Origin of the sequence: Actinospineispora spinosispora DSM 44797 (assembly GCF_000429025.1) — a bacterium.
Lineage (GTDB): Bacteria > Actinomycetota > Actinomycetes > Mycobacteriales > Pseudonocardiaceae > Pseudonocardia > Pseudonocardia spinosispora.
On sequence record NZ_AUBB01000029.1, the window covers coordinates 17,185 to 31,363 of the forward strand.

A 14,179-nucleotide genomic window follows, 5' to 3' on the forward strand; every position below is an offset into this window, starting at 1 on the left:
GAACGCCAAGGCGACACCGCCCGCACAGACCGAGCCGGCCACCCCGGACACCGGGACCGAAGACACCCGAGAGTCCGCTGGTACCCCGAACACCGGGATCGAGCTGGAACGTAATCGAGGCCCGCCGTGGCTGCGCGCGGCACTGAGGTGGCTCGGTAAGGCCATCGGTACCGCCGTCGTCGTGGTGACGGCGCTGAAGCTGGACACGTTCGTGCAAGGCACGGCCCTGCCGGTGCGCCCGAGCACCGCGGTGTGGGTCGCGCTGGCCGCCGCTGCCGGCATCGGTTTGGGCTCGGTCGGCGGCTGGCTGGCCGGGGCGCACGCGGAGAACCCGGCGACACCGCTGCGCGAGCAGCTACGCAACCCGACCGTTCTGGCCATGATGGGCACCCTCGTCTACGGCGGGGTGAGCCTCGGCCAGGCGCTGTTCGCGGGCGTGCCGCCGGTGACGGCGATCACCGCCTTCGGGTACGGCGCCGCGGTGATCGCGGGAGTCGCGGTCGTCGCGCACAACACCTCTCCGCTGGTGAACCGTCTTCACCAGTGGAGTGCCAGCCCGCACGGCATGGCGGTGCTGGCCACCGTCGCGGCGGCCGCGGTGAGCACGCTGCAGATCGTTCTCGGGCACACCACGGCCACGCACGGCATCGCCGACCTGGCCGTGCGCACCGTGGTCATCGGGGTGTGGGCCGCGGTCAACCAGTTCGGGGTGTCCGCCCTGCGCGGCTGGGTGACCAGCCGGACCGGGCTGTTGACGATCGCCAACGTCGCCGGACTGACGCTGAGCTACCTGGCTGTGCAGCACTGGCCGCTGCCTGCCTGGGCCGGGATCGTCGCCTTCGGGGTGCGCCTCCCGCTGAACTACATCCCGGCCAGCTCGTGGTTCATGGCCAGCCCGCTGCTCGCCCCGCGCGCCGACGGCAGCGACCCGCGCCTGATGTCGGTGATCAAGACGCTGCGCCCGGCCAGCCAGCTGGTCAACGTGCTCATGCTGTCGCTTGGCATGCTGGGCATGCCGACCGGCAGCGTCGACTGGTGGGTCAACGCCACCTTCGCCATGGCCAACGCGGCGTTCGCGACCGGCGGCATCGTCGCGGCGAACGCATCCTGGCTGGGCAGGCCGAACCCGGCCGAGACGGTCACCTGGTGGGGCTACTTCGTGCGCGGCGCGAACGTCTTCGCGTTCCTCAACATCCTGGTGGCGGTCCCGCTGATGGGCATCCAGCTCACCGAACCGGCCTACCACCTTCCGCCCGCCCAGTTCCTGCTGATCTGGAGCACCTACCTGGCCTGGGCGGGCGAGTCGATCTTCGCGTTGTGGCACGACTCGAAGAGCCGTAAGCCGCTCGCCCTGACCAAGCGTGCCGCCCAGCAGCGGGTGTGGACGAAGGCCTCGGCGGTGTCGCTCGGCATCTACACCGCCGTGTACCTGCTGCCCAACACCCCGGTCCTGATCGGCGCCGCGATCGGCATCCTCGGTCCGCCGCTGCTGCTCATGCACGTGATCAACCGGCACGCCCCGCCGACGACCAGGATGACACCGCGCCGAGCGGTGCAGGCGCTGGTCAGCCCGAAGGGGCGGACCACGCTCGGTGTGCTGCTGGCCGCGACCGGGGTGATCGTCACCATCGCGGTGGGCCCGATCCCCGGCTACTACGTCATCGGCCCACTGGTCGCGTTCGCCGTCCGAGGCATCGTCAACGTGCTGCTGGCCCGCTACCCGAACACGCCGACCTGGCTGAAGAAGAGCCTGCAGGCCGTCGTGGTGCTCAGCTGGCTGGTCAACCTGTCCGTGCACCTGCCCGCCGCGTTCACCAACACCGGGTTGGCCGCCGTCGTCGCCGGACTGTTCGCGGCGGCGGAGGTTCTCGTGCTGACCAACGCGCTGCCCGCCCTGCTGAAGACCCTCGTCGGCGGGCACGCACCGAACAACCAGGCCACCCGCTGGGCAGGCTGGCTGTTCACCCCGACCATCACCACCGCCGCCGGGTTGCTCGGCGTCCAGCTCGGTTTCATCACCGGGCCCGGCCTCGCCACAATCCCGATCGCGACGCTCACCGCCGCATTCCTCTACCTCACCCAGAACTCACTGGCCGCCACCCCGCTGGGCGAGCGCAGCGGACTGTTGGGCAACCCGTGGACCCGGTGGAACCCCGCCGCCCTGCTCGGCGCGCCGATCACTGCGCTCGGACACCTGCTGCGCAACACCCTGGTCACCACCTCACTGGGCGACCGAGGCGAGAGGTGGGCCCAGCGCACCGGGCTGCTGCGCAATCCATGGGCGGGCAGGAACCCCCTCACCTTCCTCAGCCCCGCCAACACCGCGGGTCTCTCCCTGGCCACGTACGGCCTCTACCTGCTGTGGACGGAGCACCTCGTCGCCCCACCCGTGGTCACCACCGCGACGCTCGCGGCTCTCGCGGTCCTGATGCACGTCATCGACCGCAGGGCCGGACCGGACGGGGACGGCACACCCCGGGCCACTCCCCCGGCCCCCACACCGGCACCGGTCCATGGCACCTCGGTGGAGAACCAGATCAACCGGCTCAAGGCCGCGAAGGCCGCCTGGTACTCGCTGCTCATCATGGGCGCGGCCAGCGGTGTGCAGCTGTGGCTGGGTGCGCTCACGAACTCCGGATCGGCCACCGCCGACGGGCTGCACAACCTGTTCGACCTGGTTCCCGGCGCGCTGGCCATCCTCGGCGCCCGGGTCGCCTCCAGCCGCTTCGACGGCCTGGCCAACCGGGTCATCGGCCTGGCGATCGTCGTGTCCGGTGTGCTGCTCGGCCAGGAGGCGATCACCGGAGCGGGCCACGAACTGACCGGGCCGGGCTGGGTCGTGATGGTCGCCGGGGTGGCCGGCATCGTCGGCAACCTCGGCACGGTCGGCCTGTTCCGGGCGATCCCCGGCGAGATCGGCGAGGCCAACCTCACACACGCGCTCGGCGACGCGATCGGCTCCGGCATGGTCATCCTCGGCGGGGTGCTCGCCATGCTGGGTGTACCGACGGTCCTGTCCGACACCGCCGGCACGGTGGCGATCGCCGCGGTCATCACGCTGATGGGTCTGCACGTCACCACCGGCCGCGACATCGACCTGCTCGAACTCGCCCATCCCCGCGAGTGGATCCGCGAGGTCGGCGGGGCGCTCGCCGATGTGCTGGGTCTGATCGCCGGTTCGCGCCACGTCCTCGCCCACGCCCGCGCGGCCGCCACCGAGATCGGGCTGTGGCGCACCGAGTACCGCATCCACCGGCTGATGCGCGCGAACACCGCGATCAGCGTGCCGCTGGCCGACCTCGGCCACGGCAGGCACAACAGGCGCACCGCGAAGATCGAGGCGCGGCTCGCGCTCAGCGAACGGTTCACCCTGGTCGGCGAGACGGTGGTCCGGGCATGGAGCATGTGGACCGCTCCCGAAGGCACCGACCCGACCAGGCTCGCCGCCGACGAGCTGGCCGCGCTGCGTGAGGAAGCGGCGCGGGGCGCCACCGGGCACGGTCTAGGTGCGCGGCACACCAACCGTCTGGTCGGCACTCCCCGGGCACGCACCGCGCAGACGCGTGAGGCCCAGACGGCCGGGATGCGCAGGGCGAACCTGGTGATCGGTTCCCTCACCACCGGCATCGTGCTGTCCGGGATCTACGCGGTCCGCGAGTTCACCGAACCGGCCGGCCTGCACGGCAACACGCTGTTCGTGATGGCCCTGATCGGCAACGTGATCGGCATCTTCACCTTGGCGCCGCTGTGGCAGTACCTGCCACAGCGGGTCCGCATCATCGGCGCGATCTTGCTCAGCGCCGTCGGTTACGCCGCGTTCGCGCTGGTCTCCGGTTCGCTCATGTTCCACCTGGCCGCGTTGTTCCTGGGTGTCGCCTCAGCGCCGTGGATCAAGCTGTTCAACCAGTTCGACCACTGGATCGACAAGGACACCCAGGCGCGGCGGGACGCGGGCCGGACGGTCAAGTGGCCCGCGACCACGGTCGCCATGGTCGGTTTCGGCCTGGCGTTCTCGCTGTCCACGATCCTGGTCGTGCAAGCGATGCTGCTGCACTTCGGCATCGCCACCGCGGCGCTGACCGTGTCCGGTGTGCTCGGCCTCGCGGCGCTCGCCATGTACCTCACCACCCCGGCCGAGCACACCGAGCCACAGCCGTTCACCCTGCGGGGCTGGGCCGCCGAGGTGTTCTTCGGCCCGATGCGTGCGCTGCGCGGCCTGGTCCTCGCAATCGTCGCCACCTACTCGTTCTCCTCGGCGATGCTCGGTTCCTTCGACGGGCTCTGGCCGCTGGCGTTGGCGCTGGTACTCACGCCGCCGCTGCTCATCGCATTCCTCAACTACGGGCTGATCAGCGGTGAGATCTTCGTCGTGGGTGCCGCGATGATCGGCGACGTGCGGAACGCCAAGCGCGACAAGACCAGCGGCGTCCCGGACCGGGACATCGTGCGGGAGAACGCGCGGGTGCTCTCTCTCGCACTGGCGACCGTCATGGCCACCGGCGCCGCCTCGGTCTGGGTCTCCCAGGTGCTCCTCGGTGCCCCCGCGATCGGCATCGGGATCAACGCATTCCTCGGCGAGGCCGGTTCCGTTGGCATGATCATGGCGGTCAACGCGCTGCTGAAGAACCACATCGCGGACGACCAGGCGCGCGACCGCGCCAACAACGCTGCCCAGCAGGCCAAGGCGGCGGCCCAGCTCCTCGGCGCCTACACCGCGGGACTCACCATGGCCGGCCGGACTCCGCTGCCCGCCGGGTGGGAAGGCGTGTCCTGGCAGATCTTCATCTTCGGCGTCGGCATGATCGCCAGCGCGACCGTCCTCTACTTCTGGACGCCGCTGTCGAAGCGCGCGAACACACTGTTCGGTCGCGCCACCGTCCGAGGTTCACCGGACGGCGGATCAGACGACGAATCGGGCCGTGCGTCGCCCGGCGTCGTGCTCGGCGCGGCCGGTCTGCTGGGTGCGGGCGGGCTGCTCGTCTCCCTCGTCGGCCCAAGCATCGCCGTCGCCGTCGTCGCGGGAGTCGGAGCACTGGCCGCGTGGCTGGCGCTCATGAAGAAGGCCGTGTACGTCGGGGAGCGGGCAACGGTCCGGTCGTTCTGGGCCCCGGTGTCGACCACCGGTGCCGTCGCGCTGTACACCGCTCTGACCGTGATGACGTCGGGCAGCAGCACGATCCGGTGGGCCATGGCGTCGACTCTGCTCGCCGGCGCCACCGTGTTCGGGGCGCGCTGGGTGGCGACCGACGAGGACAAGCGCTTCGGGCACCGCCCGAGCCGTCTGCGGACCACGACGCAGCCGCTGCGCGGAGAGCTGATCCGCATCTCCGGTCCGCCCACCACCGACCGTGACCGGTATCTGTTCGCCAGAGAGATCGGTCGCGGCACCACCTCCGCCGTGTTGACCCGCACCGACCTCGCCCAGCTCGCCGGGCTGGACGACCACAGCGGCCTCGAACAGACCCGCTGCCGAGGGTTGTGCGCGATCGACGGGTTCCACCGCGGCATCCGGATGCGCGGCGGACCGGACGACGCGGTGTTCTACCTGCACAGCGACGGGATGGCCTACACCGACACCGCGACACTCGCCGCGCTGCGGGCGGGCACGCTCGACCCCGCCGAGTTCGGCGCGCTGCTCGACCTGGCCGCCGCGAAGCTGGCCACCTTCACCACCGCGTCGCCCCCGGAGTTCAGCACGCCCATGCCGCGGCTGGGGCCGCTGAGTGCCTCGGTCGGCGTCGGCCTGCGCGCGGGACCCGGCTGGATGCGTCCGCTGTTCGCCCGACGGCCGTCCACGCTGCCCATCCGGCGCCGGGACATGCAGCCGACCTGGGGCAACGAGCCGGTGCTCGCGCCGCGCGAGTCGAGCGTCGTCGACGGGCTGTCCGCTCTCCCGGCCGACCCTGGGCACGTCTTCGACATCCCCGGCTGGGACGAGCTGGACGGCACGGTCACCCGGAACTTCCTTGAGGTGTACGCGCTGCTGCGGAACATCGCGATGGCCAAGCAGCTCCACCTGCACGGCGACGAACGGCGGCGCGTCGTGGTGCGGTTGCTCTCGCCGACCGCGTTCGCGGACGCCTACGGAACAGGTACTCTGCCGAACGCCTTCACCACCAAGGACGGAGAGCTGCACCTGCGGGCCGACCAGTTCCGTTTCTCCACCGCGCCGCGCGTGCGTAACGAGCAGCTCATCTCCGCCGCCGCGACGCTGCTGCACGAATGGGTGCACCAGTCCGATACGACGCGCGTCCGGGAGATCAGCCGCACCCAGACCGAAGCCAACGCCTTCGAGGTCGCGGACCTGGTGCGGCGGATGCTGCTGGCGAGCCTGCTGCTCGGTCGCGGCCCGCCCACCCACCGCGATGCCGCGCGGCGGCTGGTCACCGACCTCGACCGGCTGGCGGCGCAGTGGCGCCCGAGCACCTCCGCGGATTCGACGGCGAACAGCCCGATCAGCTACCCGCTACCGGACTTCCACGACCATCTGCCCACCGAGCCGAACGGGTCCGCCGCGCCACGCCGGACCACCGCGCCTACTCGTGTCGCGGCGATCGCTTTCGATCAGCACGGGCGGCCGGTCACGTTCGCTCCCCCGGCGTTGGCCGCGCTGTCTGAGCTGGTCGCCGGCACGCCACGGTCCGAGGTCGATTGGAACGAGCTGGCGCTGGGCAGGGTCAGCCCGAACGGTCTGTGGCTCCAGGCCGACCCGAACATGACCTACGAACTGCACCAGTACGACACCGCGCTTGACCAGCTGCTGGCGACGTTCGGTCTGGAGTCGGTCACCGTCGTCTACCTGCTCGACCCGTCGGCCGCGCGGGTGCTGGCCGGTACGCGGTTCAGCGCCTCCGTCCTGGATCGAGGCGACACCCGCCCTGCGCTTGCCGAGCTGGAACCGGTCGTGGCGCGGTGGCTGACAGAGCCGGGTTCCAGCGCGGAACAGCTGTGGCTCGGCAGCGACGCCACCGCGACGTTCACCGGCCTGATGCTGGGTCAGACGGGCTGGGTCGAAATGATCCTCGGCAGTTTCGAACCTCACCTCACCGAGTTCGAGGACACGCCCCGCGACGTGCTGGAAACCGCCGTCGCGGCACTGAACCAGGCCGAGAAGCACCTCGACTCGGTCACGGTCTTCCTCCAGCACGTGGACGGGCCGAGCGCCCAGCTGGACGAGCTGCGGCATCGGCACCTGGCCACCAGCGCCCGGTTCGCCGCGATACGCGGCCTGCGTGCGGAGGTCACCGGACTGCTGAACGCCTATGAGGGTCTGGACTTCGCGCAGCGCAACACGGTCTGGCGCATCGAGCAGACCGTGGAGGGCTACGAGCTGATGTTCGAGGACGCCGATGACGACCCACGGGCTCGCGCTGAGTGGTTGGCCGACGAGTACGACCAGGACCCCCGTTCGGGAATCGACGGTCTGGCGTCGATGCTCTCTCAGCTCACCGACTTGCCGAGGACACCGCTGATCGTCGAGCTGACCGAGGCCGTCGAACGGTGGCTCGAGGACTTCCGGCGAATGCAGGAGACGACCGTGGTCGCCGAGGCCGGGCCGGGCTCGCCCCGGGCACGCAGGACCGCTCTGGACCACTGGACCGACGCCGAGCTGCGGAGGTTCGCCGCGCTCCTGGGCAGACTGGGCGCGGCCATCCAGGAGGTGTGGGCGGAGCAGGGCTTCGACGCTCGTCCGGCACCGGCCGACCCCGCCGATCGCGCCGCGCTGATCGCGGCCGGTCACATCCCGGTCTACCGGGGACTCCGCGGTCCGGGCGCCGCGGCGCACGCCGAGCAGTTCCGCACCGGCGACGTCGTCTACGTCGGTCTCGCTGAGGTCCTCGAAGGTTCGGGGACGAACCTGACCACGCACCGGCACCGTGCACTCGCCGTCTTCACCAAGGAGGACGAGGCCGGCCGGCCCACCGAGGGTGAACTGATCGCCGGCTACCTGCACCGCGATGCCGTGGTCATGAGCTTCGACGACGCCATCGCGCTGCGCACCCAGGACCTGGCCGATTTCGGCGAGACACTCCCGGCCGACATCGCGAACATGATCCAGGGCGACCTGGGGTTCTGGGCCGCGCTGCGTGGAATCGACGCGATCCACGGCGAGGAGGACCTCCCCCAGTCCGAGGATGACGTCTACGCCGGCGTCGACTACCTGCTGCAGAACCGGGGTGCGCTGCTCGTCGAACCCACCGTCACCGGGGTGCCCGACGGTGGAACAGTCGTGGCGAACATGTCCGGCCACGAGGGGCAGGTCCGGATGCAGCCTGAGATCGACAGGTTGGAAGCGGGCTCCCGCCCGTTGGACCGCACGGAGCTTCCGAACCTGGCGCGGGGCCAGCCGGAGCTGCCGACGAGGGACCGGAGGGCGGCGGCCTCGCACTGGTGGGCACAGCGCAACGACCGAGGCAGCGCCACACCGGCGCTGATGCTCGCGGCCGGGGCGGTGGGTAGTGGCGTCGCCGGTGCCGGGTTGTTGCTGTCCCCCCGGACCGCCGTCCTCGGGTCGGTGCTGCTCGTCGTGGGTGCCGTGGCGGTCCGGGGTCTGCTCTCGTGGTTCGGCAACGGCGGTGGCCCGCGCGGACCGCCGCCCGCCGCTCCGACCGGCATCCACCAGTCGGGCACACAGGTCACCCCCTTCGCCGAGGCGACGAGCACCAGTCCGTCCCCCGGACCGCGTGGCACACTGCGTCGGGCGTTCACGCGGGTCGTGCTGATCACCGCGACCGCCGGCGGGCTGCTCGTGGTGTCCGCTCTGCCAGCCGTCGCGGCGCCCGCCGGTATCGCCACCGGTCAGAGTTCACCCGCGCAGCTGCCGCTCTGGGTGGGGGCCTCGGTGGTCGTGGCCGGGATGCTGTTCGCCAGCCCCTTCATCCACCTCGGCCGGAACAGCACCGGCTGGGCTCTCGCGCTGGCCGCCGCGCGCGGTCTCCTCGGCGCCGCCACGGTGCTCGCGGTGCTGGCATCGGTCACCCCGTCACCCGCCTACGTCTGGTTGGCCCACTGGCGGGATGGCTGGCCGTCGAACGCCCTCACGCTGGCGGCCGGGATCGGTGTCGCCGTTGCCATCACCCGGGCCACCAACAGCTGGATGCGGGGGTCATTCCCGGATGGCCTGATGTCGAGCGCCCGCCGGCCCGCCGGCGTGCTGATCCGGGTCTCCGGGGCGGCGACGGCCGAGCGGGATCGATACCTGCTTGGCCGGGTGATCCACCTCGGCACCACCTCGGACCTGCTCGATCTGGCTGCCGTCGCCGGGCTCGCCGGGTTGGCCGAGCACCCGTCGCTGGGTGCGGGCGGGTGTCGTGGGCTGTGCGCGATCGACGGGTTCAACCGTCGTATCCGCGCCAGGGGTGGCCCCGGCGACGTCGTGTTCTACCTGCACGACGACGGCATCATCTACACCGACACGGCGACCCTCGCGGCCCTGCGCGGCGGCGCGCTCGACCAGGCCGCGGTGCTGGCCCTGATCGACCAGGTGAGCCTGCGCCTGGCCGACTTCACCAGAACCCGGGTCCAGGTCAGGGTCGCACCCACGTCGACGACGATGCCGGATCTGGGGGCGCTGCGCGATGCACTCGGCGCGGGGCTGTCGAGGGCACCCGCTCTGCTGTCGACGATCAGCTGGCGGCTCACCCAGGTCTCGCTGCGGGTGTCCCCGGACAGGTGGATCACCTGGCGATCCACCATGCGGGATCTCTTCACCCTCTTCGTGATCCTCAAGCCCGCCCTGCTGCCGGGCCTCGCGTGGCATGACTACCTGTGGGTCGATGTGGCGCTCCTCGGCGCGGCGCTCGCTCCCCCGGTGGCGCTGTGGCTGCGCCGACTCCCGATCCGCCACGATGACCTGCGCCCACGGCGGCGCGACCGAGTGGCTGACTCGGTCCTCCCACCGAGTTCGAACGTCACCGACCACACGGACGCTCTGCCGGCGGATCTCCTCGAGGTCTTCGACATCGAGAACTGGGCCACGCTGGCCCTCGAGATCCGCCACGGTGTCCAGGCCGTCTATGACCTGCTGCGGCACAGCGGTGTCGCTGGGGCGCTGCACCGACACACCACCCGCCACGACGAGCACCTCGGCACGCCGTATCGACTTCGGACTCGGCTGCTCGACGCCGAACAGTTCGCCGAGGCCAACCGGGCCAACGGCGGAGATTCCACCCTGCCGGACGCATTCCGGGGACGCACGCACGGTGGGCTGTACTTCCCGGAGAAGCGGTTCTGGTTCTCCGACGATCCTTCGGTGCGCGCCGAACAACTCATCGAGACCGCGACCCTGCTGCTACACGAGTGGGTGCACGAAGCCGACTTCGAGCAGGTCGGCATCCATCGATCCGAACGCAACGCCTTCGAGGTCCAGCACCTGGTGGCGAGGATGCTGCGGGCCACGCTGCTTCTCGGATCCGGCTCACCGGCCCAGCGGACCGCCGCGCGGCGGCTGGTCGCCCAGTTCGGTGAGCTGTTGGCACAGTGGCGCCCGAGCACCGGTTTCGACTCGCCGGCGAACGCCCCGGTGAGCTACCCGCTGCACACCGGCTACGACTACCTGTACTCCCCGAAGACACCCGACTCCGCCATCACCGTCACCCGGACCGCGGCGGATGACACCGTTTCGCGGCTCGCTCAGGTTTTCGCCGAGCACGAGAACCACCCGGAGCTGTTGCGTCTCGCCCAACCGATCGTGGCCCAGGTGCGTGGTCAGGGATGGGCCGAGACCAGCGCGCTGGCCGCGCGGTTCTCCCTCAGCGAGAGCCAGGTGCTGCTGGCCGCGTTGATCTCCGGTGAGCTGGTGCACTCCGGCGACGGAAAGCTCGTCGCCAAGCACGCTGGTCCGCACGGCACTGGCACGCCGCCCTCCGCCACGCTGACCAGCGGGGACGGCGCCCAACAGACGACCATGCGAATCACCGGCCGCACCGCCTTGATCGGTGGCCACCCGCACAACGACGTCGTCATCGGCGGGACCGGCCGGGTCTCCCCCGTGCACGCGGTCCTGTTCAACTACGGTGACGGCTGGTACCTGCGCGACCTCGGTTCGGTTCACGGAACACAGTTGTCCGGCCGCCGGATCGGCTTGCCCTCGGCACTGCGCGACGGCGACGTCATCACGATCAGCGGCGCCCGGTTGGTCTTCCACGACGGGTCCGGCGTCGGTTCCAGCGACGCCGGCCCCCGCGAGACCGGTTCCGACGAAGCCGGTTTCAGCTCGGTCCGTCTGCTGGCCGGGGTCGCGGTCACCGGGGCGGTGTCGATCCTCTGGTTCCAGATCGACACCTCGACGTTCCGGCTCGGCGTCGCGGCGCTCGTCGTCGTCGGCGTGCTGATCAGGGCGAACCACCGGGCCCGGTCGGGTGCCGGTGCCGTCAGCGCCTCGCCGAGCCGCGAGGACATCGAGCTGGCCGCGCGGCTGGCCGGGATCGTCGACGAGCTCACGACCGACGACGGCCACCCGCTTCTGCGCAAGCTCCCCTCGGCATGGCTCGACAAGGCACGCGAGCAGCTGGACCTGGATGCACCGGACGTGGCGGTCGCCTCGGCGCTCGTCCGGCAGTGGCTCGACGTGGAGACCCGCGACCAGGTGTCGATCACGCTGCGGGAGATCGAACGGCTGCTGGCGGCACGCCCCGAGCAGGGCACCACCGTCGGGATCACCGCACCGGTGCAGCTGCACTACACGATGCTCCTCGGCCTGTTGTCCTACCTCGAGGACGGGTTGCGCCAGCTGAAGCGACGCGCGGCGCCGGGCGACGCGCAGCTACGGTCGGCAGCGCGGCGGGTGGCCGCCCAGCTCGACGCGCAGCTGGACGCGCTGTTGACGGAACCGGCCGTGGCCTCGGTCGGATCACGGCTGATCAACCTGCTGGGCAGGCGCGGCTACGCCGTCCCGGTGGCCACGCTTGCTGCTGACCTGTTCCTGCCACTGTGGCTGGTCGAGTCGGTCGCCGAGCGGCACCCGGGGTTGCGGTCGAAGAACGGAAAGATCAGCACGGTCACCACGGGCAGTGCGGAGACACTGGTCGTCCCGGACCGGGCCCGGGACGACATCACCGAACAGAGCGGGTACTGGTTGCTGCCGGGGCTGCCGACCGTGCTGCGTCAGGGCTACTGGACGACGTTGCTCGATGAGATCCAGAGGCTCTGGTCGGCGCCCGCTTCCTCGAACGCCGCGACGTCGAGCACGACACTCGGCACGACGCTGTCCGTCGAGGTCGCCATCCAGCTGCCCAGCAACATCCCGGCCGAGGACATCAGGTCCGACCGGGTGCTGGTGGAGGTCGAGCGGATCGCCGGGGGCTGGCGGTTGCTCGCCATCCACCCGATCCGCCTGGATCGCGCCACCGCCTGGCGCGCCGCGACCTCGGCGGACATCGACGCGCTGGCTCCCGCGCGGGCCTGGGAGCTGCTCGACGGGCTCTACGACGTCGCGGTGGGACTGGCGCGGGCACCGGTCGTCGACCACCGGCTGCGCACCGATCTCACCGTCGACCCGGCACAGTTCGTCGAGGTCCACCGGCTGCTGGCAAACCGGGCCGGTGTGCCGTCGGCGAGCATCGAGAACCAGCTGCGGGCATTGCACGCGGCGTTCACCGGGCTGCTCGACCACCTCCCCGCCCATCAGGCGGCCGACGTGCACCGGGTGCTGACGCTCTGGGTCGATGCCGAACGGCCCTCGGACGGGCTGCTCACCTACCTGGCTGGCGCCATCGCCGTCGAGCGGGACACCCCGGCTCACCTCGTCGGGCTGCTGACCGCGCTGAGCCACCGGATCGCGGCGCTGCGCGCGACCCCGGCCAGCGGCATGTTGTTCGCGGGCGAGCAGACGACCGAGTCCGACCGGCGCGTCGAGCAGCTCACGGCCGGGCTGCGCCGCGAGCGGAGCGAAGGCCGTCTGGTCGTCCCGCACGGCGACGAGCTGCCCACCGTCAGGCATGCGCGGGTCGAGGTCGAGGTGTGGCACACCGATGACGCCGACGAGCGCCTGCGCACTCGGGGGCTGGGCTGGGTCAACGACCGCGATGCGCCGCTGCTGCTGTTCGGCTGGGCGGAACGCAATGTCATGGTCGCCCCCCGGTGGGTCGTCAACCGGGTCATCGAACATCAGCGCGAGGGCAGGCTGTCGAACACCTGGTGGCTCAGGGCCTCGGACTACGAATGGCGTTTCCGGTTGGCCGGTAACGACCTGGGCGACGAGCGCATCGCCACGGCTGAGGGCTTGGTCAAGGAATGGTTCGACGCGCAGCGACGCGCGGAGGCCGCCGCCGCGCTGCACCGCGCCGAAGCACTCCTCGTCCAGGCCGAGCGGGCGTTCGCGCTGCTTGACGGCAAGGGCGAAGACAAGAACGGCGGGGACAAGAACGGCGGGGACAAGAACACGGTCACCGCGAGTGTGCTCAACGACGCGCTGTTCACCCTGACCGCGCTGACCGAGCTGGCCTCCACCGTGGCTCTCACCCTCGACGAGGTGGCGATCTCGCGGGTGCGGGGTGACCGCGCGGTGCGCGAGCGGCTGCGCACGCTGCGGTTGCGCATCGACGCGCTGTACACCGGGGCCGGGGGGCTGCCGGAGCTGCTCATCGAGGCGACCCACCGGGTGAACTCCGCACTGGACGACGCCGAGGGCCCGATCACCTTCGAGCAGCTGTCGCAGCTGACCGACACCCCGGTGTCGCTGGTGTACGTGGCGGTCGCGTGGGCTGGGCTGGACATCGACCTCACCACGTTCCAGGTGTGGGCCACCGGGACGCCGTGGACCGACGAGGACACGCTCGCCGCGGTGGTGGCGCTGGCCAGGACGGCCGAGCAGGTGCGTCTGGCCGCCGAGCTGCGCGCCCGCTACGGCGCCGACCTACGGCTGTGGAACACCGCGATCGACGCCCGCAACCGGCTGGCGGCACACACCTCGTGGTGGACCCACGACATCGACCTCCTACGACGGATCGCCGCGCCCGGTGCCCGGGTGGAGCGGGACTCCCCTGTCGAGCCCGCCGCGTTCGCCGCCGCGCTGGACGCGCTGCGCCCCGGTTCCGGGCAGCACGGCTCGATGAGCGTCGAGCTGGACGGCCTGTTGCGGGCGCTGGACCTCGCGATGCAGAAACACGACTACCTGCACTCGCTCGACTCGACGCGGGACGAGAGCGTTCTGCTCAGCGCGATCAGGACCGTCCTCGAC

At 71.1% G+C, this 14,179-nt stretch carries 1 protein-coding gene (cut by both window edges); it reads left to right on the forward strand.

This entire window lies inside a single protein-coding gene on the forward strand: locus G406_RS46865, encoding an MFS transporter (RefSeq protein WP_037076671.1). The 63,510-nt coding sequence extends 17,015 nt beyond the window's left edge and 32,316 nt beyond its right edge, so the window shows coding positions 17,016-31,194, spanning codon 5,672 (partial) through codon 10,398 (complete); the first codon wholly inside the window starts at position 2. Both the start codon and the stop codon lie outside the window.